Origin of the sequence: Prodigiosinella confusarubida, from assembly GCF_002847015.1 — a bacterium.
Taxonomy (GTDB): domain Bacteria; phylum Pseudomonadota; class Gammaproteobacteria; order Enterobacterales; family Enterobacteriaceae; genus Prodigiosinella; species Prodigiosinella aquatilis.
The window spans coordinates 3,434,689-3,459,142 of sequence record NZ_CP025085.1 but is presented as its reverse complement, the minus strand read 5'-3'; the positions used below and the strand labels follow the sequence as shown (position 1 = coordinate 3,459,142).

Genomic DNA, 24,454 nt, shown 5'->3' with positions numbered 1-24,454 from the left:
TTTACTTGTCATGCTAACTATTTTTTTGTTGATAGTTATCAATACCCATATCATCTGTAAGCCTAAACTGGTTTTAGTGACAACATTTTGATTAAAAAGTAGTTTCATAAATGTTGCCAGCCGGAGCGTTTTTCGTTCTGACTCCCTGCTCCCCCTTAACGAAAAGTGGGTTTAGCCTATGAACAATGCCAAAAATTCTCGTTTGCTCATGCAGCCTGTCAGTCGACGTGCACTGGTAAAAAGCGGTGCGCTTTGCGGCGTCGCTGCGGCGGCCAGTAGTTTGTCGTTACCTTTCGTCAGCAAGGCCATTGCCGGGCAGACAATTCCTGTAGCACCAGCGGAAAAAGTCATCTGGAGCGCCTGTACCGTAAACTGTGGTAGCCGTTGCCCGCTGCGTATGCATGTGGTTGATGGCGAGATTCGTTACGTCGAAACGGATAACACCGGTAAGGATATCTATGACGGTTTCCATCAGGTACGAGCCTGCTTGCGAGGGCGTTCGATGCGCCGTCGTGTCTATAATCCCGATCGACTGAAATACCCGATGAAGCGTGTAGGCAAGCGCGGAGAGGGTAAGTTTGAACGAATTAGCTGGGATGAAGCTCTGGATATCATCGCCGCCAGTCTGAAGAGTATTGTCGGAAAGTATGGTAATGAAGCGGTATACCTGAATTATGGCACCGGCACGCTGGGCGGCACCATGACGCGTTCATGGCCACCAGGAAAAACGCTGATTGCCCGCTTGATGAACTGTTATGGCGGTTACCTCAATCAATACGGTGATTACAGTACAGCGCAGATTACGGCTGGCTTGAACTATACCTATGGCGGTTGGGCTCCCGGTAACAGTCCATCCGATATTGAAAACAGTAAACTGGTGGTGCTGTTCGGCAATAATCCGTCTGAAACCCGAATGAGTGGTGGTGGAGTAACCTACTATCTGGAACAAGCACGCCAGAAATCCAACGCCAAAATGATTATTATTGATCCCCGTTACACGGATACTGGCGCTGGTCGGGAAGATGAATGGATCCCCATTCGTCCTGGTACTGATGCCGCGCTGGTGGCGGGTATGGCACATGTACTGATTAACGAAAATCTGGTGGATCAGGCTTTTCTGGATAAATACTGTGTTGGCTATGACGAAAAAACGCTGCCAGCTGGAGCACCGGCTAACGGCCACTACAAGGCCTATATTCTAGGGCAGGGGCCGGATGGTATCGCTAAAACACCACAATGGGCTTCGGCTATCACCGGTATTCCTGCTGGAAATATCATTAAATTGGCCCGGGAGATCGGTAGTACCAAACCGGCGTTTATCTCGCAGGGGTGGGGGCCGCAACGACGCTCGAATGGCGAGTTGACTTCACGGGCGATCGCCATGCTCCCTATTCTTACCGGCAATGTGGGTATCCACGGCGGTAATAGTGGTGCGCGAGAAAGTTCCTATGAAACGGCATTTGTCCGTATGCCGACATTAACCAATCCGGTAAAAACCAGTATTTCCATGTTCATGTGGACTGATGCCATTGAGCGCGGGCCAGAAATGACGGCGCTGAAAGATGGTGTGCGTGGTAAAGACAAGCTGGATGTGCCGATCAAATTCATCTGGAACTATGCTAGTAACTGTCTGATAAACCAGCACTCTCAGATTAACCAGACACATAATATTCTGCAAGATGACGGCAAATGCGAGATGGTTGTAGTGATTGATAATCACATGACGGCGTCAGCGAAATATGCGGATATCTTGCTACCGGATTGCACGGCTTCCGAACAGATGGATTTTTGTCTGGATGCCTCCTGCGGCAACATGGCTTATGTGATCTTTGCTGATCAGGTCATCAAGCCAAGATTTGAATGCCGCACGGTGTATGACATGATGACCGGGCTGTCAAAACGGTTGGGTGTGGAGCAGCCATTCACGGAAGGACGCACACAGGAACAGTGGATGCGCTATTTGCATCAACAGTCTCAGGCGCTTATGCCTAAATTGCCTGATTTTGACACTTTCCGCCAGGAAGGTCTCTACAAGGAGCGTGATCCCGAAGGACACTTTGTCGCTTATAAAGCGTTCCGCGAAGATCCACTGGCGCATCCACTGACGACGCCATCAGGAAAAATCGAGATTTACTCATCGGCACTGGCGAAGATAGCGGCTACCTGGACGTTATCACCGGGGGACGTGATTGATCCGTTGCCCGTTTACAATGTGGGTTTCGAAAGTTATGGCGATCCGCTGGCCGACAAATATCCTCTTCAACTGAGTGGTTTTCATTATAAAGCCCGCACGCATTCCACTTATGGAAATGTTGAGTTACTGAAAGCCGCCTGTCCGCAGGAGATGTGGATTAACCCCGTCGATGCTACTCCGCGTGGCATCGCAAGTGGCGACAAGGTTCGTATCTGGAATGATCGAGGACAGGTCGATATTGAAGCCAAAGTGACACCACGGATTATCCCCGGTGTCGTCGCATTGAGTGAAGGCGCATGGTATTCCCCTGACGCACAGCGTATCGATAAGGGCGGGTGTATTAATGTGTTGACGACACAACGGCCTTCTCCACTGGCAAAAGGGAATCCTTCTCATACCAATCTGGTTGAAGTGCAAAAAATTTAGGAGATAGCCGATGAGTACGCAATATGGTTTTTATATTGATTCAAATCGGTGTACCGGTTGTAAAACCTGCGAGCTGGCATGCAAAGACTTTAAAAACCTGTCACCGGATGTGAATTTTCGTCGTATTTATGAATATGCCGGGGGAAACTGGCAACAGGATGGTGAGACCTGGCATCAGAACGTGTTCGCCTATTATCTCTCCATTGCCTGTAACCATTGCAGTGATCCTGCCTGTGTCAAGGTGTGCCCAAGTGGTGCCATGCACAAGCAGGAGGACAATTTTGTGGTGGTCAATGAAGAGGTGTGCATCGGCTGCCGCTATTGCGAAATGGCTTGCCCGTATGGCGCGCCGCAGTTTGATGCGCAAAAAGGACACATGACCAAATGTGACGGGTGTTATCAGCGGGTGGCGGAAGGCAAGAAGCCTATCTGCGTGGAATCCTGTCCGCTACGGGCACTGGATATGGCTCCAATCGAAGAGCTGCGGGCGAAATATGGTGACTTGGCGGAGATAGCCCCATTGCCACAGGCTCATTTTACGCAGCCCAATATTGTACTGAAACCTAATCCTAACAGCCGCCCGGTAGGGGATACTTCCGGTTATCTGGCAAATCCGAGGGAGGTGTAACATGGGAAGCGGATGGTATGAATGGCCACTGGTGATCTTCACCGTACTGGGACAGTGTGTGGCGGGTGGGTTTATCGTGATGGCGCTGGTCTTATTGAGTCGTGACATGGATGTGCAACGGGCCCAACGTATTAACCGGATGATGTTTTTCCTGTGGGTGCTGATGGGGGTGGGATTTGTGGCGTCGTTCCTGCACCTGGGGTCGCCGTTACGGGCGATGAACGCGCTGAACCGACTGGGATCGTCGTCACTCAGCAATGAAATTGCTGCGGGTTCCCTGTTCTTGGTGCTTGGCGGACTATACTGGTTGTTGTCTGTTGTAGGCAAACTGCCGGCTGTAGCTGGCCGGATCTGGCTATGGGTCACGCTGATAGCGGCGCTGGTGTACATGTACGCGATGATTCATGTCTATGACATCGACACCGTGCCGACCTGGTACAACAGCTTTACGCCGGTGCATTTTATCATGACCGCCGTGATTGGCGGGCCGTTGCTGGGGTATTTGCTGCTACGTTCGGCAGGAGAGACGAACAACCTGATGCGTTGGTTGCCGCTGGTCAGCTTGTTGGGGCTGGTAGCCAGTATTGCCGCTACCCTGATGCAGACAGCTGGACTGGCGGAAATCCACAGCTCGGTCCAGCAGGCATCGCAGCTGATACCACTGTATGGTGATATTCAATTGGGTCGGCTGATACTGCTGGTCGCCGGGCTGGGATGCTGGATTTATCCGTTATCCCGCGGTAAGACACCGGCATTGAGTGGGCTGATAGGCGCCATGGTGTTGGTGGTCGGCGGTGAGTTATTGGGCCGGGTCATCTTTTATGGTTTGCATATGACGGTGGGAATGGCGGTGGCAGGGTAAGCGGTTTGCACGCATGACAGCGGTGAATATTCTGATGCATGAGAATTCAGATACCGCCTTATGGTGTCCTCCAGAGGGAAATACTATGGTTTGGATGCTGGATAACCGCGTGGCGGAAGATATTTCCGCCTCTTTGTAAGTGAGGTTTCCCATGACAAAACAGATCGTTAGTCTGACTGGTCGCATGTTAGGTGCATTGTTGTATTACGCTCCGGATGACGAGCGTAACGCTGAGCTGCTTTCCCAACTACGGCAGCATGATTGGTATCAGATGTGGCCTTGTGGTGATGCAGAGCAAATTGCCATAGCGGCACAGCAGATTAATGACGGTTTACAGACGGGTTACGATGAAAAACTGTCCGATGCCTGGCAGAAACTGTTCATCGGTCCTTATGCGCTGCCGGCCCCTCCGTGGGGTTCGGTTTATCTTGATCGGGAAAATGTGCTGTTTGGTGATTCCACATTGGCATTGCGTGAATGGTTACGCCAGCAAGGTATTGAACCACAGAGCGAGCAGCGTGACCCGGAAGATCATATCGGGCTGATGTTGATGTTGGCGGCCTGGTGTGCGGAAAACCAGCCAGATGGTGTGCCGGTGCTGCTGTCTGAACATTTGCTGCCTTGGGCTATGCGCTATCTCGAATTGCTGGAGCAAGGGGCTGAGCATCCTTTTTACCAGGGACTGGCTGTGCTCACCCGCACGACATTGCTGGACTGGCAGGGACGCTACCAGATTACTTTGACCGAAAGAACACTGTTTTATTAATAGCCGGAATCCGGTCTGACAGGGTGCGCCTCAGACCGGTTATTCTTTTTGACGGGGTTCATTCCACTTTGTTATCGGCGACCAGTTTGGTCAGATAATCATGCCACTGCTCGGGGCGTCCCAGCCAGGAGGCAATGTTGATGGTGGTATAGATATCGTCTACGGCAAACACCAGCGTTGGGAAACCGGCACCACCCGATTGCGTTAGCCAGAGACGGCTTTCTTCAATATGTTTTCGGGTAGGTAGTCCGCACCAGCGGGCGTAGGCCGCTTCAAATGACGTTACATCAAGACCGATTTCCGCCGCCATTTTTATCAGTACTGGAAGGTCGGAGATACGCAATCCTTCTACATAATGTGCATTCTGCAATCGTTCCAGTAAATCGATCCCTCGTTTGCCAAGCGTTTCCGCTGCCAAAATCGCCGTGATGGGTGGTTCTGAATCCAGGATGGCCGTGATATCCCACAACAATCCATTGAAATAGCCATCGCCAAAAGGCTGGCCGCTTATCTGGGCGATGCGACGATCGTGAGGCTGAATATAGTCGCGCCATTCGGCGGTGATTCGGCGGCGGCCCGGCCCGGTCATCATGCCGCCCGCATGTAATATGATAGGCAGGCCCTCTATTTTACGTGCAGCGCGTATCAACGGCGCTGCGGCATAGCACCAGCCGCATAGCGGGTCAAAAATATAGTGTAGCGTGTTCATGTATCTGCTCCGTATGCCGAACTGGTTAAAATGAGGTGCCGGATGTCGTTGCGTCTGAAATCCCTGCTTGCCGAGGAAAGCGACGATAACTCGCTGAATTACGTAGCGCTATTTTCATATTATTACCTATTTCCTGAGAGTTAGGAGACCAAGGCAAAATTTTCTCTGATTGTTGATCGCAAAGTTGGAAATAAAATTGCCCCATAGGCAAGAGAGAGTAAGCCATAGTGGATAATACCGATGAAACTGTAGGGATGAAGTATCATCAATACTCGTCGGGATAATGGGCTCCCCTCCATCTCCGATTTTCCCTGGTGATGAACAAATTGTGCGGCACACTGTTGGGTGTCGATTGACTTTATTTTTGCCAGTGGCATGATGCGCGCAAATCATCATCTCTGCTCGGTCACCTGTCCCCATGTCCACCTACACGCGTCCAGTTTTGTTGCTGCTCAGCAGTCTTTTGCTGTTGACGGTATGTATTGCTGTGTTGAATACGCTGGTACCATTATGGCTTAACTATCAACGAGTTTCAGTCTGGCAAGTGGGGATGGTTGGGTCTTTCTATTTCAGCGGAAATTTACTGGGAACGCTGATTGCCGGGAAATTAATTCGCTATTGCGGATTTAACCGCAGTTATTATTTTGCCTCTCTGTTGTTTGGCATCGCCTCGGCGGCGCTGGTGCTGTCACCAGATATCTGGAACTGGTTGCTGTGGCGTTTTATCGCTGGTGTGGGTTGTGCGCTGATTTGGGTGATAGTGGAAAGTGCGCTGCTGTGCAGTGGAACGTCAGTCAACCGTGGACAGCTGTTGGCTGCTTATATGATTGCCTACTATCTGGGGAGTGTGGTCGGGCAATTATTGCTGAGCATTCTGCCTACCAATATATTCAGCGTATTGCCGTGGGTGGTATCGCTGGTTGTGCTGGCATCGCTTCCGTTACTGTTTACCATGATCCCGCCGCCGCAACCCGTCACACATCATGTTAACTTATGGCGGATGATGAAATACCGTCACGCCAGGTTGGGTATCCATGGATGCGCCATTTCCGGTGTTATTCTCGGATCGCTATATGGGTTGATGCCGTTGTATCTATCTCATCAGGGCATGAGTGATTCCCAGGTAGGTTATTGGATGGCGTTGCTGATCAGTGCCGGGATTGTCGGGCAGTGGCCGATAGGCAAGATGGCCGATCGGTATGGCCGTTTACTGGTGCTGCGGGTATTGGTCTTTGCCGTGATTGTCGGTTGTCTGGTGATGCTGGGTGTCAGTCACTATGTGATGGTGCCGGCGCTGTTTATTCTGGGATGCGCTGGTTTTACCCTGTATCCGGTGGCTATGTCCTGGGCATGTGAAAAAGTTTTGCCAGATGAACTGGTGGCGATGAACCAGGCGCTGTTGCTCAGTTATACCATCGGTAGTTTATGTGGTCCGGGGATGGCGGCAATGTTGATGCAAAACTACTCCGATAAGTTGTTGTTTGTGCTGATTGCCGCCGTTTCTTCCTGCTATCTGGTCATGCTGCTGAAGAAGGGCGATCACCATCCCAAACCGTTTGCCACTGCCTAAGGCTGGTGTATTTTTTCGGTTAACGAAGGCCGACCAGCTTCAATAATGCTATTCCACAGCACTTCCGCTACCGGGCTTAGGCGGTACTTGGCATTGCGCACCAGGTAAAAAATACTGGTCAGGTTCAGCCGGTCAGGGGCAATGGCTGTGAGTCGGCCAGCCTTAACCCAACTCGTAGCATAGTGATCCGGCAAGAATCCCATATGTGTCCCCGCCAGTAGCAGCAGTAAGTTGCCTTCTTCGTTCCAGGTGGTATTTTGCAAACCTTGTTTGGCAACGGGACCTAGTTTTTTACAAATTTCGTTCAGTGCGTAACCGCCTATTAACAGTCGTCGGGGATTTAGGGTGCCTTCCTGCCATTCCCGTTCAACGCGCACGGCGTGCTCGCTGGCCACATAAAAAGAGCTGTGCTCGGTAAACGCCGGCTGGAAAAAAATATCTGGTGGAACATCATCCGGCAGTACCGTCAACATCACATCGAGATCGCCGTTTTTCAGTTGTTCTATCAAGGAGTGATAGTCGCTGATTTTGAGGTACGCTGATGCTTCTGGACTGAGATCGTAAAGCGTGCGGATAGCCTTGGAGACAGCTTGAGCCGGGTGAGAGACAATATTATCCAGGCATCCGATGCGGACTTCACCAATCAGTTCGTGTTTAATCCTGGCCAACCGATTAGCAAAATCATCCAGTGTGGCAATTACCGATTTGGCTTCCTGATAAACCATCTCACCCTCGGTGGTCAGAGAAAAGCCACCACGACCACGTTCACACAGTATCAGCCCCAGTGTGTCTTCCAATCGGGAAAGATAGTGGCTTAACACCGGCTGGCTGAGCCCGGTGGTATCCTGAGCATTGGTGATGCCCTGTTTTTCCACGATTTTACAAAAAAGCTTCAGCCAGCGGATTTCAAGTTTGTCTAAGCGCATATAGTGTCTCTGATAAACATAAATAATTTAGATGTTAACATTGAAATAAATTCATTTTAATCGATGTAATTACCCATTATGTTACGCTCAGACTGTCTCTGTTTGAGGCAGTTACCACAAAAAAAATGTGGTTTATGCGTCACCCCAGGGTTTTTCATTAACAATTCTGCCGTCGAATGGCGGCAGAATTGTTCTATGCCATCTGCTGTCTGAACTATAAAATACTTATTCTACGCTAATTATTTACCCTGTATTGTTATTGGGGAATTATGTCTCAAGGAAATACCGCACCTGAAACATTGCCGTCAAAACGACAACCCTATGATTTTGAATACGAAATTGTACCACAGACCGCGCGTAAACGCTGGTATGTGATCACACTTATCTGGGTGGCGATGGGCCTCGATATTTCGGGTCTTTTTTTGGGTACGTTTCTAAGCAGCGGACTGTTGTTTCCTCAGGCTGTCGGCGCAACCCTGATCGGATCGGCATTACTGGGTGTCATCGCGGCCTTGTGTGCCAATGTCGGTCATGGCTGCGGAGTGTCTACCACACTACTATGTATCTCAGTGTTTGGCCGTTTGGGTGGCAAATTGATTGGGCTGATAGCCGCGCTTTCACTTCTCGGCTGGTTTGCTTTTCAGCTCGATTTCTTCGGCATGATGCTACAAAAAGCGTTGTTACATTATCAGTTTGATCCCGGCCGACTACCAATTCTGATTTTTGGTATGACGTTGATGGCGCTAACGGCTATCTGGGGTGTCAGCGCATTGGGAAAACTCAGTATGTTCAGCGTACCGCTGATGATGATACTGATTGTTTCCGGGATCGTTGCGGCGGCAGGCGTGCAGGGCTCGCCACCCTTGATGGCAGTGAAAGCGCCGATCAGTATGGGGGCCGCCATTTCCTATGTTGTCTCAATCTGGATTGTCGCGGCGGTGATGGCACCGGATATCGCTCGTTATGCCAAAACGCGACATGATGCGCTGTTGGGCGCCGGATTGGGGTTCTTTTTCGGTAACAGTGCCACCATTCTGGTTGCTTTGATATTAGCCCGTTTGGTGGGAAGCGATAATTTGATTGAAATATTTTTCAGCATCGGGCTGGGAATCTCCGCGATTGTGGTGCTGATACTGGCTCAATGGACGACTAACAGTGGCAATCTGGTTTCGGCCGCACTGGGATTGTCTGTGGTGGTCAGGGGATTACCGCGTCCTGTACTGGTGCTGTTATTGGCTGTCGCCGGCCTGTTATTGGCACGTAATGGCATGGTTCACAACTTTACCCCGTTTCTATCGTTGCTGGGGGTGCTGATCTCGCCCGTCGCCGGTGTGTATCTGGTGGAATATTATGTCTGGGGAGCGTCACGTTTGATGCAAAATGCCCCACAGCTTTCATCGCTGAACCCTACCGCAATGGCCGCCTGGTGTGGCGGTAGCGGGGTTAGTCTGCTCACATCGCCGGATTTTTTTAATCTGCTGACAATGACTACCGTGAGTTCGCTGGATGGGATACTGGTTGGCATGGTGATTTATGGGTTATGGGGCCGGCCCCGCCCCGCCGTACATCAGTAGATGACTTTATGGCCGTAACTGGCGAGGATGGCCTTTACCCGATCCATAGTATCGGTTTTGGGTGGATTTACCCCGTCAAGTTTGTATTCTTCGCCCATTGCCACCCATTTGTGTTTCCCCAATTCGTGGTAGGGCAGCAGCTCAATTTTCTCAATGTTGGACATATCTTTGGTAAATTCCCCCAGCATATGGACTGACCTGTCATCATCAGTCCAACCGGGAACGACGACAGAACGGATCCAGGTCCGCTGGTTGCGCTTGGCCAGATAGCGGGCGAAGTCCAGTGTACGGTGATTGGACACGCCAACCAGATTCTGATGAACGCTGTCATCCATCTGTTTCAGATCCAGCATGACCAGATCGGTAACATCCAGCAATTCGTCAATCACCGGGTCGTAACGGCGGACATAACCATTGGTATCCAGACAGGTAGTAATACCTTGTTCTCTACAGGCGCGGAACCAGTCACGCACAAATTCGGCCTGTAAAATGGCTTCACCGCCAGAAGCGGTAACGCCGCCACCGGATGCATTCATGAAATGCCGGTAGGTCACGACTTCTTTCATCAACTCGTCAACGGTAATTTCCTTACCACCGTGGGTATCCCAGGTATCGCGGTTATGGCAATACAGGCAACGCATCAGACAACCCTGGAAAAAGACAATGAAACGAATTCCCGGGCCATCAACGGTGCCACAGGATTCATAAGAGTGGATGCGACCTTTCACCACGGGGGTGGCATTGGTTGCTTCAGGAGACTCAAGGGTAACGCTCTGGGTTAACTCATTCATAGATAATCAGTGACACCAACAGGTTCAGCATTGTGGACAGTATAGTGGCATTCCTCTCATTGAGCTAAGGAGCGTGGCATCAGCCAGCGTTCCGAAGCAAAAGACATACTAGAGCAGGAACGATTGAATTACGGAATGCACCGGAGATTCACAACGTCTGAATTTTACCTCTATTCGGCATAAAATGCGTGGCAAATCTGCATTGAAATAGTGAAAACAGGTATTTCCAGGGTATCTTTGCCTCTGGCCGTGTTTCTCTGACCGTGCATGAAAAAAAAGGCTCCACCAAAGTGGAGCCTGAGTATTTACACCGTATCAGTCAGCCAATTACATAGACTTAGTGAAGGTACGGGTAATAACGTCTTGCTGTTGTTCTTTGGTCAGTGAGTTAAACCGCACGGCATAACCTGATACGCGAATAGTCAACTGCGGATATTTTTCCGGGTTTTCCATCGCATCAAGCAGCATTTCACGGTTCATCACGTTCACGTTCAGGTGCTGACCGCCTTCAATGCTGGTTTCATGATGGAAGTAACCATCCATCAAACCTGCCAGGTTGGATTTACGCACATCATCATCTTTACCCAACGCATTCGGAACGATAGAGAAGGTGTAAGAAATACCATCTTTAGCATAGGCGAACGGCAGTTTGGCAACAGAGGTCAGCGAAGCAACAGCACCTTTCTGGTCACGGCCGTGCATCGGGTTGGCACCGGGTCCGAACGGAGCGCCAGCGCGACGACCATCTGGAGTGTTACCGGTTTTCTTACCGTAAACTACGTTAGACGTAATGGTCAGTATGGACTGAGTCGGTACCGCGCCACGGTAGGTGGTCAGTTTCTGAATTTTCTTCATGAAACGTTCAACCAGGTCACAGGCCAGGTCATCAACGCGTGAGTCGTTGTTACCAAACTGCGGGTATTCACCTTCGATGTCAAAGTCGATAGCCAGGCCGTCTTCGTCACGGATCGGTTTGACTTTGGCATACTTGATGGCAGACAAGGAGTCAGCTGCTACAGACAGACCAGCGATACCACAGGCCATGGTGCGATAGACGTCACGGTCATGCAGTGCCATCAAAGCGGCTTCGTAGCTGTATTTGTCATGCATGTAATGAATGATGTTCAACGCAGTGACATACTGTTTAGCCAGCCAGTCCATGAAGTGATCCATACGTTCCAACACTTCATCAAAGTCCAGCACATCACTCATGATAGGCGCAGATTTAGGACCAACCTGCATTTTCATTTTTTCGTCCACACCGCCGTTAATAGCGTACAGCATGGTTTTTGCCAGGTTTGCACGGGCACCGAAGAACTGCATTTGTTTACCAACCACCATCGGGCTGACACAACAGGCAATAGCGTAGTCATCGCTGTTGAAGTCAGGACGCATCAGATCATCATTCTCATATTGCAGAGAAGAGGTATCGATGGACACTTTGGCGGCAAATTTCTTGAAGTTCAGCGGGAGTTTTTCAGACCACAGAATCGTGATGTTTGGTTCCGGTGATGGCCCCATGGTGTATAGGGTATTCAGGAAACGGAAGCTGTTTTTGGTAACCAGAGTACGACCATCCAGGCCCATACCCCCCAAAGACTCGGTTGCCCAGATTGGGTCGCCTGAGAACAGTTCATCATATTCTGGCGTACGCAGGAAACGTACCATACGCAGTTTCATCACTAAATGGTCGACCAGTTCCTGAGCCTGTTCTTCAGTGATTTTGCCTGCTTTCAGATCGCGTTCAATAAAGATATCCAGGAAGCTGGACACGCGGCCGAAGGACATCGCTGCACCGTTCTGAGACTTAACCGCCGCCAGGTAGCCGAAGTAAGTCCACTGAACAGCTTCACATGCATTGGTAGCCGGACCTGAAATGTCGCAACCATATTTGGCAGCCATTTCTTTAATCTGGCCCAGGGCACGATGCTGGTCAGCAATTTCTTCACGCAGACGGATGGTCGCTTCCAGATCTTCACCGTTTTCCAGTCTGGACTGCAAAGAAGTGAACTGGGCAAACTTGTCTTTCATCAGGTAATCAATACCGTACAGCGCGATGCGGCGGTAGTCACCGATGATACGGCCACGGCCATAGGCGTCTGGCAAGCCGGTCAGAATACCGGATTTACGGCAACGCAGGATATCTGGGGTATAAACATCAAATACGCCCTGGTTGTGGGTTTTACGGTATTCGGTGAAGATTTTCTTCAGTTGCGGATCCAGTTCACGGCCATAGACCTTACAGGAACCTTCAATCATTTTGATGCCACCAAACGGAATAAGTGCACGTTTCAGTGGAGCATCAGTCTGCAAACCAACGATTTTTTCCAGATTCTTGTTGATGTAGCCTGCATCATGAGACGTGATGGTGGCGGCTATATCGGTATCGAAATCAACAGGCGCGTGAGTGCGGTTTTCCTGTTTGACGCCTTCCATTACCTGATCCCACAACGCAGTCGTCGCTTTGGTGGCACCAGCCAGGAAAGATTCATTACCTTCATACGGCGTGTAGTTTTTCTGAATGAAGTCACGAACGTTGACTCCATCCTGCCATTCACCTTTGCTAAAACCTTGCCATGCACTGGCCAATTTTTCATTCAGCTCGGTCATTTTACACCTACCTTTAGATATGGATTTCTTAGAACCCGATGTTGCGGCCGATAGCACCTTAGTGCTTTTCTCCACCGCGCAAATAAATAACCCAATAGGTCAAGCCTACCATCAACCCCCCACCAATAATGTTGCCGATCGTGACTGGAATCAGGTTATTAGTAATAAAGTTACTAACGGTTAAATGCTCAAATTGTGTGGGTACCATGCCGATGGCATGCCAGAATTCGGCAGAGGCGAAGTTCTTCACCACGATCCCCATCGGAATCATAAACATATTAGCGATGCTGTGCTCAAAGCCGCTGGCCACAAACATGGCAACCGGCAGGATCATGGCGAACATCTTGTCGGTCAGGCTGCGGCCGGAATAACTCATCCATACGGCCAGGCAGACCATCAGATTAGCCAAAATACCGAGGCAGAGCGCCTGGACAAAGGTATGCTCCAGTTTATGATTGGCTGTTTGCATTACATTCAGCCCCCAGGATCCGTTCGCCACCATGTGTTCACCAGAAAACCAGATTAACGCAACAAAGAATAGGGCGCCGATCAAGTTGCCGATGTACACGTTTATCCAGTTGAAGGCGAGTTGTTTCCAGGTGATTCGGCCACTGGCCTTGGCAATGACGATCAGCACCGTCGAAGTAAACAAGTCTGCACCACAAACTACCACCAACATCAGCCCGAGAGAAAAGCAGATGCCACCAATCAATTTTGCCACACCAAATGGCATAGCGGTTGATCCAGTGGTGGCGGTAATATAAAAAACAAATGCAATAGAGATAAAAACACCGGCAGTAATTGCCAGATAAAAAGTAGTAAGCGGCTGTTTTGTCGCTTTATAAACGCCGGCATCTTCAGCAGCTTTCGCCATGGCAGCAGGTAATAACAATGTGAAGGGGTTGTCAGCTTTCACACTAACTCTCTCTTAAAATTTATCAGCGTCGAGATATTAACAAAGCAGTATAATCCAAAAATTGATATGGATCATATTGGCAGAAACTATTGGGGTTATTAGGCGAGGTTTAATCCTTATTTTTATGTCTAATTATATGAAAAATAAAAAGAAAAATTTTTTTAAATTTTACAAAAAGAGTTGAATGAACCCGTTCTTCAATACCAATCAAGCGTTAAAAAAAATAAGGTTTTGTAGTAATTCAGTTTGCTACTTCGACGATATTTAATTACTTGTTCACCATTTGCTAACAATATTGCTGTCAGCATATTTTCACCAAACGAAATGGCGGTAAATAAATAATGACATATCGTCAGAAAAGTAAAATTAACCATAATAAAAACAAGGTTAATTGACGATAAAAAAAGAATATGCAGAAGTGTAAAATAAAAACACCGCTAATGGGAATGTATTCTTTACGGCGCATGGCTATTCTATTTTACGAAAAAAATGGCAAGCTCCTGTGGCACAGGCGCTTGCCGCGGTCAGCACTGTCGATATGCAGAGCGACTACTGCTTTTGCCAATGCTTACGTTTAACCTGCTGTAGCTTTTCGTAGGCGGCCAGCAGTGACTGATGCGCAGGCAACGCCTTCAGCTCGGCATCTATCGCAAACAACCCATGGAAACACTGTTCTCCGGCGATGGCTGCGCTGGCGACATCTACCGTATCCTGCCCGTACATTTTTACGAAAGCATCATAATACTGTGCCGGGTCGCGTTCTGGTTCGAGTGCCAGTTGCAGCAGTGTGCGCAAACAACGGTAATAATTGCTGCGTTCGGCACTGAAGACAGACTGATTGAAGTCCTGCGACCATTCGACCCAACTCAGCGCCAGATCCAGATCGCCACCCGCGAGCGCGAGCATGGCTTTCAGTTCACCAATGCGCAATGTGAACCAGCCGTTATCTTTGCCGGAGGCAATACCCAGCAGCTCACGTACCCGAGTGAAATCGTCCAGCCCTTCATCATCCAGTTGTTGCAGTAATTCCAGATAATTCTGTGGTTCCCACTGGCTGTCAGGCAATGTCAGCAAGGTATCCCGCAGATGTGCGCCCATGCTGCTGTTGGCCAGCCATAGATCTTCGGCCGGGTAAATGTCAGACATACCTGGCACCAGGATTCGGCAGGCATACACAGCAAGATGCTCGTAGTCGGCGATATACACTTCTTTATTTTCCTTGCGGAAAATGGACATCAGCGTGGCAAATTCCTGCTCGGTCGTGCCACTGAAATCCCAGTCAGCAAAAGCATAGTCGGCTTTTTGTCGGAACATGTCCCAGGAAATCAGACCGCTGGAATCGATAAAATGGGTTTCCAGATTAGTGTGTTCTGCGACTTCGTCGCTATCAAAAGTAGGGGGCGTAAATACGTCTAAATCTTTCAGACTCCGCCCTTGCAACAGTTCGGTTACGGTACGTTCCAGTGCCACGCCAAAATCCGGGTGTGCGCCGAAAGAGGCGAAACAGGTACCGTTATCGGGGTTAAACAGTACGACACAAATGACCGGATACTGACCGCCAAGAGAAGCGTCATAGGCAAAAATCGGGAAGCCTTCTTTTTCCAGTGCGGCAATCGCTTCAATCACGGTGGGATAGCGAGCCAGAACCGCAGATGGAATTTCCGGCAAACTGATAGACTCCGCAATAATCCGGTTTTTCACATAACGCTCAAAAACTTCGGAAAGCGCCTGAACCCGGGCCTCATTGGCGGTATTGCCGGCAGACATGCCGTTGGAAACATACAGATTACCGATGATGTTCATCGGAATATAAATCGTTTGCTGATCGGACTGACGGGTAAAGGGCAGCGCGCAGATGCCGCGGGCGGCGTTACCGGATTGCAGGTCGATCAGGTCGCTGGCTGCCAGTTCATGCTCGGGATCGTAAAAGGCGCGCAGGCGCGCATCCAGAATACCGTCCGGCAGCGTGTCATCTTCCGGCAGCACAAACCATTTTTCATCTGGATAGTGCACGAAATCGCCTTCGGCAATCTCCTTGCCCAGATAGAAATCAGCAAAAAAATAGTTGGTAGACAGGCGCTCAAAATACTCACCCAGCGCGGAGGCCAATGCTGCCTTTTTCGTCGCGCCTTTACCATTGGTGAAGCACAACGCGCAGTCGCGATCACGGATATGTACTGACCAAACATTAGGAACCGGATTCAGCCACGAGGCTTCTTCGATGTTAAACCCCAGATTGAGGAGCTGTTGTTGAAAACGGGCGATGGAATCTTCCAGGGCGGCGTCTTTGCCTGGGATAAACGTTTGAGTCATGGCACTCACTCGGTGATGTTTTAAATAGAAACCGCATAATACGGGCTTTTGCGTGCCGACTCTATTTATTCTGTAACAGATGGGTAACAGTGAGGAAGATCGCTGAATATGGTGCTAAAGTTTTCGTCTACAGCGCGTAATAAGCGTTGCAGGAGCGTAAGCCGAGTGATAAAACCGGTAGCAGGGCAAAAACAAATGCGGCGGCACGAATGTGCTAAATATGGTCGCGGTTATAGATATGTGGTGAGGGGACATGACTCAAGTTTTCAATTTTAGTGCCGGTCCAGCAATGTTGCCGGTAGAAGTGTTACGTCGGGCAGAACAGGAATTATGCAATTGGCATGGTCTGGGTACTTCGGTGATGGAAATTAGCCACCGTAGCAAAGAGTTTATTCAGGTTGCCAAAGAATCCGAGCAAGATTTACGTGATTTGATGAAAGTCCCTCCCAACTATAAGGTGTTATTCTGCCACGGCGGTGCGCGTGCGCAATTTGCCGCTGTGCCGCTTAATCTTCTCGGTAGCAGCGATAAAGCTGACTATATTGACGGCGGCTACTGGGCACACAGCGCTATTAATGAAGCGGAAAAATACTGCACGCCGAATACTATTGATGTTAAAACCCGGATTGATGGTCTGCGCGCAGTAAAACCGATGCGTGAGTGGTCTCTGTCTGATGATGCCGCCTTCGTTCATTATTGTCCGAATGAGACTATTGACGGGCTGGCTATCGAAGAAGAGCCTGATTTTGGCGACAAAGTCGTGGTGGCAGACTACTCCTCCAGCATTCTGTCCCGCCCGATTGATGTCAGTCGTTACGGTGTCATTTATGCCGGCGCACAGAAAAATATCGGTCCGGCAGGGCTGACGGTGGTCATCGTGCGGGACGATCTGCTGGGTAAGGCACGTCGTGAGCTGCCTTCTATTCTGGATTATAAAGTGCTGGCGGATAACGACTCCATGTTCAATACCCCGCCAACGTTTGCCTGGTATCTTTCCGGTATGGTATTCAAATGGTTGAAAGAACAAGGCGGCTTGATTGATATGGAGAAACGCAATCAGGCGAAAGCTGATTTGCTCTATTCTACGATTGATGGCAGTGGCTTCTATCGCAATGATGTGTCACCCGCTAACCGTTCACGCATGAACATTCCGTTCCTGCTGGCAGATTCGGCGCTGGACAGCGTGTTCTTGCAGGAGGCTCAGGCCGCAGGTCTGCATGCGCTGAAAGGTCACCGGGTAGTGGGAGGGATGCGCGCATCTATTTACAACGCGATGCCGTTGGCTGGTGTGCAAGCACTGACTGAGTTTATGGTCGATTTTGAACGCCGTCACGGCTGATAACCCGCATCAAGGCGACGATGTTCCGAGATTGCTGATAAAGGTTTCGTCTCCCTGCTGAGGCAGGGTTTCAATCTGATGTGGATATGTTGTTGATAAATCCTCGCTTATGCGGAAATGGCACCGTGTAGCATCAGAGCGGTTATCTTCATTCTGAACCGACAACGTCGCTGTTATTTTAAAACCCCCGGTTGTGTTGCCGGGGTTTTTATATCAATGCTTTTGGAGAATGTGTTTCACATGCAGGAATCCCTGACTCTACATCCTATTAAATTAGTTAATGGCACCCTCAATTTGCCCGGTTCGAAAAGCGTATCCAATCGTGCACTGTTACTGGCTGCGCTAGCTGAAGGCACTACCCACCTGACCAATCTGCTGGATAGTGATGATGTGCGTCACATGCTCAATGCCCTGCAAGCAATGGGTGTCAGTTATCAACTCTCAGACGATCGTACTCGGTGTGACATCGTTGGGCTGGGAACCGCGTTCACGGTTGAAACTCCGATAGCGTTGTTTCTGGGGAATGCCGGTACGGCAATGCGTCCGCTGGCCGCCGCGCTGTGCCTGACTGCCGGTGACGTTGTGCTGACAGGTGAACCACGAATGAAAGAGCGCCCCATCGGCCATTTGGTGGACGCGTTACGTCAAGGTGGTGCAAGAATTGATTATCTGGAGCAGGAAAACTATCCGCCTCTGCGTCTTTACGGCGGTTTTCAGGGCGGAGAAATCAGTGTCGATGGCAGCGTTTCCAGCCAGTTTCTGACAGCACTTCTGATGATGGCGCCGCTGGCGGGAAACGATACCAGGATCAGTATCAAAGGTGAGCTGGTATCCAAACCTTATATCGACATCACGCTACATATGATGAAAACCTTCGGAATTGAGGTGGATAACGATAATTACCAGCACTTTATGGTGACCGGGAATCAACATTATCGTTCTCCGGGTGATTATCTGGTGGAAGGTGATGCGTCCTCAGCATCCTATTTTCTGGCCGCGGCCGCGATCAAGGGCGGGACAGTCCGCGTAACCGGCGTGGGTCGTAACAGTGTGCAAGGTGATATCCGTTTTGCTGATGTACTGGAAAAAATGGGCGCGAAAATCCGCTGGGGTAACGATTATATCGAATGCCAACGTGGTGAACTTCATGCTATTGACATGGATATGAATCATATTCCCGATGCGGCTATGACGATTGCGACTACTGCGTTATTTGCTCAAGGGGGAACGACCACCCTGCGGAATATCTATAACTGGCGCGTAAAAGAGACCGATCGATTAGCTGCGATGGCGACAGAATTACGCAAAGTCGGTGCCGAGGTTGAAGAAGGTGAGGATTACATCCGTATTACGCCGCCACAACAGCTACAGGCGGCAAACATTGCTACTTACAATGATCATCGCATGGCAATGTGTTTTTCGTTGGTCGCGTTATCTGACACGCCTGTCACAATTATGGACCCGAAATGCACGGCGAAGACTTTCCCGGACTATTTCGACCAGTTGGAACGGCTGAGTCAACACGTGTAATCCAAAATGTCTAGGGTGGGTGAATACCCTGGACATAGTTTTTTCCTCCGCTCTCTTCGGATTTTGCCCTATTTATTGCGAGGATAAGTCTTTAATTTAACGATTATCGCCAGAGATGCGTATAATGCTCTACCATATTGTCTACACAATGACGGGATCGTTTTTCCCTGAAGGAGAATGAAATGGTGGCGACTGCACCAGTGATTACGGTCGACGGACCGAGTGGCGCGGGCAAAGGTACTTTATGCAAAGGGCTGGCAGAGGCTTTGCAGTGGAACCTGCTGGATTCCGGTGCGATTTATCGGGTACTGGCGCTGGCAGCACTGCATCATCAGGTGGATATCACTGCGGAAGACGCCCTGGTTCCCTTGGCAACTCATCTGGATGTACGGTTTATCCCAGAGAATGGGCAGTTGAGAATCATTCTTGAAGGTGAAGATGTCAGTAATGAAATCAGAACTGAAGCGGTGGGTAACACGGCATCTCAGACGGCCGCCTTTCCTCGGGTGCGAGAGGCGTTGTTGCGCCGCCAGCGGGCGTTTCGTGAAGCGCCAGGATTGGTTGCTGATGGTCGGGATATGGGAACAGTGGTGTTTCCCGATGCGGCAGTAAAAATATTTCTGGATGCCAGCGCGGAAGAACGTGCGCAACGCCGCATGCTACAGTTGCAGGAAAGTGGCTTTAGTGTTAACTTTGAACGTCTTTTGTCCGAGATAAAGGAACGGGATAACCGTGACCGGACTCGCTCTGTTGCGCCGCTGGTGCCAGCCCCAGATGCTTTGGTGCTGGATTCAACAGATATGGCACTGGATGAAGTCGTTGAACGGGCACTGGCGTACGTGCGTCAGGTTTTAGTCTGAGCAACGAAAAACAATGAATATCAACCTCACAGTAAGGATTTGCAGCGAGGTATGTTAAACAACCCCATTGAGCAGGATGCCAGATGGACGTTAAATTTAAAAACCCTAAGATTATCAACATGACAGAATCTTTTGCTCAACTCTTTGAAGAATCCCTGAAAGAAATTGAAACCCGTCCTGGTTCCATCGTGCGCGGTGTTGTTGTTGCTATTGATAAAGATATCGTACTGGTTGATGCTGGTCTGAAATCTGAATCTGCTATTCCGATAGAGCAATTCAAAAACGCCCAAGGCGAGTTGGAAATCCAGGTTGGCGATGAAGTAGATGTAGCTCTGGACGCAGTAGAAGATGGTTTCGGTGAAACCCTGCTGTCTCGTGAGAAAGCGAAACGTCACGAATCATGGGTAGTGCTGGAAAAAGCGTACGAAGAAGCAGCTACGGTTACCGGTATTATCAACGGTAAAGTGAAAGGTGGTTTCACTGTCGAGCTGAACGGTATTCGCGCGTTCCTGCCGGGTTCTCTGGTAGATGTACGTCCGGTACGTGATACGCTTCATCTGGAAGGCAAAGAGCTTGAGTTCAAAGTAATCAAGCTGGATCAAAAACGCAACAACGTTGTTGTTTCCCGTCGTGCCGTTATCGAATCTGAAAACAGCGCTGAACGCGATCAACTGCTGGAAAACCTGCAAGAAGGCATGGAAGTCAAAGGTATCGTCAAGAACCTCACTGACTACGGTGCATTCGTTGACTTGGGTGGCGTTGATGGCTTGCTGCATATTACTGATATGGCTTGGAAACGTGTTAAACATCCGAGCGAAATCGTCAATGTGGGCGACGAAATCACCGTTAAGGTGCTGAAGTTCGACCGCGAACGTACTCGTGTGTCTCTGGGCCTGAAACAACTGGGCGAAGATCCGTGGGTAGCTATTGCCAAACGTTATCCGGAAAGCACTCGCCTGACCGGTCGCGTGACCAATTTGACTGATTACGGCTGCTTCGTGGAAATCGAAGAAGGCGTTGAAGGTCTGGTACACGTTTCTGAAATGGATTGGACTAACAAAAACATCCATCCGTCCAAAGTGGTTAACGTGGGCGATGTTGTGGAAGTTATGGTTCTGGATATCGATGAAGAACGTCGTCGTATTTCCCTGGGCCTGAAACAGTGTAAATCCAACCCGTGGCAGCTGTTCGCTGAAACTCACAACAAGAATGACCGTGTAGAAGGCAAGATCAAGTCTATTACCGACTTCGGTATCTTCATTGGTCTGGATGGCGGTATTGATGGTCTGGTTCACCTGTCTGATATCTCCTGGAATGTTGCAGGTGAAGAAGCGGTTCGTGAATACAAGAAAGGCGACGAAATCGCAGCTGTTGTACTACAGGTTGACGCAGAACGTGAGCGTATCTCCCTGGGTGTGAAACAACTGGCGGAAGATCCGTTCAATAACTACCTGTCTGTAAACAAGAAAGGTGCAATTGTTACGGGGAAAGTTACTGCAGTTGACGCCAAAGGTGCTACAGTTGAATTAGCTGACGGCGTTGAAGGTTATCTGCGTGCTTCTGAAGCTTCTCGTGATCGCGTTGAAGATGCCACTCTGGTTTTGAACGTTGGTGACAGCGTTGAAGCGAAATATACTGGTGTTGATCGTAAAAACCGCGTTGTTAGCCTGTCTGTTCGTGCTAAAGACGAAGCTGACGAGAAAGACGCTATCGCTTCTGTGAATAGCAGCAGCAGCAAGCAGGAAGAAAGCAATTTCTCCAGCGCGATGGCTGAAGCGTTCAAAGCAGCAAAAGGCGAGTAATCACGGTGGGTTAAGTGGCTCTTGCCGCTTAACCTGAAACGGTAGTAAGTTATTGTGGTGGTGATTAACCACATGCTTGGAGGAATCATGACCAAGTCTGAACTTATTGAAAGACTTGCTGGACAGCAATCTCATATCCCGGCCAAAGTGGTTGAGGATGCAGTGAAAGAGATACTCGAACAAATGGCCACAACGCTGGCTGAAGGTGATCGTATTGAGATCCGAGGGTTCGGCAGTTTTTCGCTTCACTACCGTGCACCGCGTGTTGGTCGTAATCCGAAAACTGGAGATAAGGTGGAACTGGAAGGTAAATATGTTCCGCACTTTAAACCGGGCAAAGAATTACGTGATCGCGCCAATATCTACGGTTAATCAATAACGGTAAATTACCTGCAATTTCGCTAAAATGGCACTCTTAGGAGTGCCATTTTTTTATCCCAATCGCAATCCCAATCTATCAGATTAAGCTGTGGCAGCGGGTTGCCCCTGCTGCCATTCTCGATGGGATCAAATGGGCGGAATGACCGGGCTATTTCGTGTGTCGTTCTTTCAGGCGATTGATGATAGTGGCCAGATTCAGATCCTGATCCTGTAATAGAACCAGCAGATGGTACATCAAATCAGCAGCTTCGTTGGTCAGCTCCTCACGGTCATGAACGGTGGCCGCCAGTGCGGTTTCCAGTCCTTCTTCCCCCACTTTCTGCGCGATACGCTTGGTACCGCTGGCGTACAGTCGCGCGGTGTAGGAACTGGCCGGATCGGCATTTTTCCGTTCAGCGAGCAGTTGTTCCAGCTGATACAGAAACTGCCATTCGCTGGATGCCGGGGAGAAACAGCTCGTGTTGCCCAAGTGACAGGTGGGACCGATCGGGTTAGCCAGCACCAACAGTGTGTCATTATCACAGTCTGGCGTGATGGATACCACGTGCAGAAAGTGCCCGGAGGATTCGCCTTTGGTCCACAAGCGCTGTTTAGTGCGAGAGAAAAAGGTCACTTTGCCGCTTTCTTCGGTAACGTGCAGGGCTTCTTGATTCATGTAACCCAGCATCAGCACTTCACCAGAAATGGCATGCTGTACAATGGCGGGCAACATGCCGTCAGTTTTTTGCCAGTCTAGCTGGCTTCGTTGTTGTTCGCTTAACACACCCGAATCTCCACGCCTTGTTGCTTAAGGAATTGTTTAAGTTCACCAATATTGATGATTTGCTTGTGGAACACGGAAGCGGCCAGTGCGCCATCGACCTGGGCGATCTGAAAGGCTTCCAGGAAATGTTCCATGGTACCGGCGCCGCCGGAGGCGATCAGCGGTACTTTACAGATATTGCGTACCAATTTCAGTTGTTCCAGATCGTAGCCGTTACGCACACCATCCTGATTCATCATGTTGAGGACAATTTCACCGGCACCGCGTTTTTGTACTTCTTCTACCCAGTCCAGCGTTTCCCACTGGGTTACACGGGTTCGGGTTTCGTCACCGGTGTACTGGTTAACATGATAACGACCGGTTTTGGCGTCATGCCAGGTATCAATCCCTACCACGATACATTGCACGCCGTAGCGGTCTGCCAGCCGGGTAATCAGTTCCGGGTCTGCGAGTGCCGGGGAGTTGATGGAAATTTTATCCGCGCCGAATGACAGCATCCGGCCTGCATCTTCCACGCTTTTGATGCCGCCAGCGACACAAAAGGGGATGTCAATCACCTCGGATACGCGGGATATCCAGCTTTTGTCTACCACCCGGCCGTCAGACGAGGCGGTGATATCATAAAACACCAATTCATCTGCACCTTCCTGCGCATAACGCTGCGCCAATGGTACGATGTCACCAATGATTTCGTGATTGCGGAACTGTACGCCTTTGACCACCTGTCCGTCACGGACATCAAGACAGGGAATTATCCGTTTTGCCAGCATGAAATCGCCTCCGCTACAGTAAATTTACCTTCCAAAAGCGCACGACCGACAATAATGCCTTGCACGCCGCTGCCACGCAGGTGAGCGATATCGTCCAGTGAGCCGATACCGCCAGAGGCCTGAAACGCCACCTGCGGATAGCGTTGGCTGACTTCACGATAGAGGTCGACATTGGAACCTTGTAGTGTGCCATCGCGAGAGATATCAGTACACAGCACGTGTTTCAGGCCGAACGGCAGATAACGTTCCACGGCGTGTTCCAGTGTAACGCCAGCGCTTTCCTGCCAGCCGCTGATGGCGACGTTTTTAACGCCGTTGACATCAATGCGCACATCCAGCGCCAGTACCAGCGCTTCGGCACCGTAGCGGGTAAACCACTGCTGGACCAGTGCCGGTTGTTTCACGGCGGTAGAGCCAATCACTACCCGACGGGCACCGGCTGCCAGTAACGCTTCCACGTCCTGCTCAGTGCGAATACCACCACCGACTTGTACCGGTACCGTGACACCGGCCAGCAATGTTTTCAGTAAGGAAATCTGACGGGCGGCCGGATCTTTGGCACCGGTTAAATCTACCAGATGCAGTACCTGCGCACCGTGTTGTTGATAATCCTGCAACCGAGGCAGAGGGTTGCTGCCATATTGACGCTGTTGTCCATAATCACCCTGATGTAAACGGACCACTTGTCCATCAATCAGATCCAACGCGGGAATAATCATGACTG

20 protein-coding genes are annotated in these 24,454 nt (G+C 50.0%); 11 read left to right on the top strand and 9 right to left on the bottom strand.

Going from position 1 to position 24,454, the window contains the following annotated elements:
* Nucleotides 1–178 precede the first annotated feature (178 nt).
* From dmsA to dmsD, 4 genes are all read left to right on the top strand, one after another.
* Nucleotides 179–2,620 carry a dimethylsulfoxide reductase subunit A gene (gene dmsA / locus CWC46_RS15800; protein ID WP_021015587.1) on the top strand — a complete coding sequence of 814 codons (2,442 nt, stop codon included), beginning with the start codon at nt 179–181 and terminating at the stop codon, nt 2,618–2,620.
* A 10-nt stretch (nt 2,621–2,630) separates the two neighbouring features.
* Nucleotides 2,631–3,248 carry a DMSO/selenate family reductase complex B subunit gene (locus tag CWC46_RS15795; RefSeq protein WP_021015588.1) on the top strand — a complete coding sequence of 206 codons (618 nt, stop codon included), beginning with the start codon at nt 2,631–2,633 and terminating at the stop codon, nt 3,246–3,248.
* A gap of 1 nt (nt 3,249) precedes the next feature.
* Nucleotides 3,250–4,110 carry a DmsC/YnfH family molybdoenzyme membrane anchor subunit gene (locus CWC46_RS15790; RefSeq protein ID WP_021015589.1) on the top strand — a complete coding sequence of 287 codons (861 nt, stop codon included), beginning with the start codon at nt 3,250–3,252 and terminating at the stop codon, nt 4,108–4,110.
* A gap of 151 nt (nt 4,111–4,261) precedes the next feature.
* A complete protein-coding gene (gene dmsD / locus CWC46_RS15785; protein WP_021015590.1) occupies nt 4,262–4,876 on the top strand; it encodes a Tat proofreading chaperone DmsD in 615 nt (204 codons plus the stop codon).
* A gap of 58 nt (nt 4,877–4,934) precedes the next feature.
* Here dmsD and CWC46_RS15780 read toward each other — a convergent pair whose 3' ends face one another.
* Nucleotides 4,935–5,585 (bottom strand): DsbA family protein, encoded by a 651-nt coding sequence (locus CWC46_RS15780; protein WP_021015591.1) that lies wholly within the window; start codon nt 5,583–5,585, stop codon nt 4,935–4,937.
* 418 nt (nt 5,586–6,003) lie between these two features.
* On the opposite strand from CWC46_RS15780, the gene CWC46_RS15775 reads away from it, so the two are divergent.
* On the top strand, nt 6,004–7,155 hold the full coding sequence (locus CWC46_RS15775) for an MFS transporter (protein ID WP_021015592.1): 1,152 nt from the start codon (nt 6,004–6,006) through the stop codon (nt 7,153–7,155).
* On the opposite strand, the gene CWC46_RS15770 is transcribed toward CWC46_RS15775, so the two are convergent.
* On the bottom strand, nt 7,152–8,081 hold the full coding sequence (locus CWC46_RS15770) for a LysR family transcriptional regulator (protein WP_021015593.1): 930 nt from the start codon (nt 8,079–8,081) through the stop codon (nt 7,152–7,154). The genes CWC46_RS15775 and CWC46_RS15770 overlap by 4 nt on opposite strands.
* 269 nt (nt 8,082–8,350) lie before the next feature.
* Here CWC46_RS15770 and CWC46_RS15765 point away from each other — a divergent pair, with 269 nt between their 5' ends.
* The gene (locus CWC46_RS15765) at nt 8,351–9,655 is read left to right on the top strand and encodes a cytosine permease (RefSeq protein ID WP_021015594.1); all 1,305 of its coding nucleotides are present in this window, start codon (nt 8,351–8,353) and stop codon (nt 9,653–9,655) included.
* Here CWC46_RS15765 and pflA read toward each other — a convergent pair.
* The 4 genes from pflA to ycaO form a co-directional block, all read right to left on the bottom strand.
* Complete coding sequence (gene pflA / locus CWC46_RS15760; protein ID WP_037381508.1) at nt 9,649–10,383, bottom strand: pyruvate formate lyase 1-activating protein; 735 nt, start codon at nt 10,381–10,383, stop codon at nt 9,649–9,651. The genes CWC46_RS15765 and pflA overlap by 7 nt on opposite strands.
* Before the next feature lie 390 nt (nt 10,384–10,773).
* Complete coding sequence (pflB, locus tag CWC46_RS15755; RefSeq protein ID WP_021015596.1) at nt 10,774–13,056, bottom strand: formate C-acetyltransferase; 2,283 nt, start codon at nt 13,054–13,056, stop codon at nt 10,774–10,776.
* 58 nt (nt 13,057–13,114) lie between these two features.
* Nucleotides 13,115–13,972 carry a formate transporter FocA gene (focA, locus tag CWC46_RS15750; RefSeq protein ID WP_021015597.1) on the bottom strand — a complete coding sequence of 286 codons (858 nt, stop codon included), beginning with the start codon at nt 13,970–13,972 and terminating at the stop codon, nt 13,115–13,117.
* 549 nt (nt 13,973–14,521) lie between these two features.
* Nucleotides 14,522–16,285: a 30S ribosomal protein S12 methylthiotransferase accessory factor YcaO gene (gene ycaO / locus CWC46_RS15745; RefSeq protein ID WP_021015598.1), complete on the bottom strand. Its 1,764-nt coding sequence runs from the start codon at nt 16,283–16,285 to the stop codon at nt 14,522–14,524.
* 253 nt (nt 16,286–16,538) lie between these two features.
* Between ycaO and serC the strand changes: the two genes are divergently transcribed.
* From serC to ihfB, 5 genes are all read left to right on the top strand, one after another.
* Nucleotides 16,539–17,624, top strand: coding sequence for a 3-phosphoserine/phosphohydroxythreonine transaminase (gene serC / locus CWC46_RS15740; RefSeq protein WP_021015599.1), 1,086 nt, complete (start codon nt 16,539–16,541; stop codon nt 17,622–17,624).
* A 240-nt stretch (nt 17,625–17,864) separates the two neighbouring features.
* Entirely contained in the window at nt 17,865–19,154 is a 1,290-nt protein-coding gene (aroA, locus tag CWC46_RS15735; RefSeq protein WP_021015600.1) for a 3-phosphoshikimate 1-carboxyvinyltransferase, read from the top strand.
* Nucleotides 19,155–19,336: 182 nt separating this feature from the next.
* Complete coding sequence (gene cmk / locus CWC46_RS15730) at nt 19,337–20,014, top strand: (d)CMP kinase (protein ID WP_021015601.1); 678 nt, start codon at nt 19,337–19,339, stop codon at nt 20,012–20,014.
* Between the two features lie 119 nt (nt 20,015–20,133).
* The gene (gene rpsA, locus CWC46_RS15725) at nt 20,134–21,816 is read left to right on the top strand and encodes a 30S ribosomal protein S1 (RefSeq protein ID WP_037381511.1); all 1,683 of its coding nucleotides are present in this window, start codon (nt 20,134–20,136) and stop codon (nt 21,814–21,816) included.
* Between the two features lie 87 nt (nt 21,817–21,903).
* Entirely contained in the window at nt 21,904–22,188 is a 285-nt protein-coding gene (ihfB, locus tag CWC46_RS15720) for an integration host factor subunit beta (protein WP_021015603.1), read from the top strand.
* Nucleotides 22,189–22,345: 157 nt separating this feature from the next.
* Here the strand turns inward: ihfB and hisIE are convergent, their stop codons facing one another.
* The 3 genes from hisIE to hisA are packed head-to-tail and all read right to left on the bottom strand — an operon-like array spanning nt 22,346 to nt 24,449.
* Nucleotides 22,346–22,960, bottom strand: a complete 615-nt coding sequence (gene hisIE, locus CWC46_RS15715; protein ID WP_021015604.1) for a bifunctional phosphoribosyl-AMP cyclohydrolase/phosphoribosyl-ATP diphosphatase HisIE — start codon at nt 22,958–22,960, stop codon at nt 22,346–22,348.
* On the bottom strand, nt 22,954–23,730 hold the full coding sequence (gene hisF / locus CWC46_RS15710; protein WP_021015605.1) for an imidazole glycerol phosphate synthase subunit HisF: 777 nt from the start codon (nt 23,728–23,730) through the stop codon (nt 22,954–22,956). Before hisF ends, hisIE begins: the two co-directional genes overlap by 7 nt.
* Nucleotides 23,712–24,449 (bottom strand): 1-(5-phosphoribosyl)-5-[(5-phosphoribosylamino)methylideneamino]imidazole-4-carboxamide isomerase, encoded by a 738-nt coding sequence (gene hisA, locus CWC46_RS15705; protein WP_021015606.1) that lies wholly within the window; start codon nt 24,447–24,449, stop codon nt 23,712–23,714. Before hisA ends, hisF begins: the two co-directional genes overlap by 19 nt.
* Nucleotides 24,450–24,454 lie beyond the last annotated feature (5 nt).

Excerpts from the sequence above, each read along its gene's own strand:
- ycaO (WP_021015598.1), bottom strand. The coding sequence starts at position 16,285 with ATGACTCAAACGTTTATCCCAGGCAAAGACGCCGCCCTGGAAGATTCC.
- CWC46_RS15770 (WP_021015593.1), bottom strand. The coding sequence starts at position 8,081 with ATGCGCTTAGACAAACTTGAAATCCGCTGGCTGAAGCTTTTTTGTAAA.
- dmsA (WP_021015587.1), top strand. The coding sequence starts at position 179 with ATGAACAATGCCAAAAATTCTCGTTTGCTCATGCAGCCTGTCAGTCGA.
- pflB (WP_021015596.1), bottom strand. The coding sequence starts at position 13,056 with ATGACCGAGCTGAATGAAAAATTGGCCAGTGCATGGCAAGGTTTTAGC.
- serC (WP_021015599.1), top strand. The coding sequence starts at position 16,539 with ATGACTCAAGTTTTCAATTTTAGTGCCGGTCCAGCAATGTTGCCGGTA.
- CWC46_RS15765 (WP_021015594.1), top strand. The coding sequence starts at position 8,351 with ATGTCTCAAGGAAATACCGCACCTGAAACATTGCCGTCAAAACGACAA.
- CWC46_RS15790 (WP_021015589.1), top strand. The coding sequence starts at position 3,250 with ATGGGAAGCGGATGGTATGAATGGCCACTGGTGATCTTCACCGTACTG.
- dmsD (WP_021015590.1), top strand. The coding sequence starts at position 4,262 with ATGACAAAACAGATCGTTAGTCTGACTGGTCGCATGTTAGGTGCATTG.
- ihfB (WP_021015603.1), top strand. The coding sequence starts at position 21,904 with ATGACCAAGTCTGAACTTATTGAAAGACTTGCTGGACAGCAATCTCAT.
- CWC46_RS15795 (WP_021015588.1), top strand. The coding sequence starts at position 2,631 with ATGAGTACGCAATATGGTTTTTATATTGATTCAAATCGGTGTACCGGT.
- cmk (WP_021015601.1), top strand. The coding sequence starts at position 19,337 with ATGGTGGCGACTGCACCAGTGATTACGGTCGACGGACCGAGTGGCGCG.
- hisA (WP_021015606.1), bottom strand. The coding sequence starts at position 24,449 with ATGATTATTCCCGCGTTGGATCTGATTGATGGACAAGTGGTCCGTTTA.
- CWC46_RS15780 (WP_021015591.1), bottom strand. The coding sequence starts at position 5,585 with ATGAACACGCTACACTATATTTTTGACCCGCTATGCGGCTGGTGCTAT.
- CWC46_RS15775 (WP_021015592.1), top strand. The coding sequence starts at position 6,004 with ATGTCCACCTACACGCGTCCAGTTTTGTTGCTGCTCAGCAGTCTTTTG.
- rpsA (WP_037381511.1), top strand. The coding sequence starts at position 20,134 with ATGACAGAATCTTTTGCTCAACTCTTTGAAGAATCCCTGAAAGAAATT.
- aroA (WP_021015600.1), top strand. The coding sequence starts at position 17,865 with ATGCAGGAATCCCTGACTCTACATCCTATTAAATTAGTTAATGGCACC.
- hisF (WP_021015605.1), bottom strand. The coding sequence starts at position 23,730 with ATGCTGGCAAAACGGATAATTCCCTGTCTTGATGTCCGTGACGGACAG.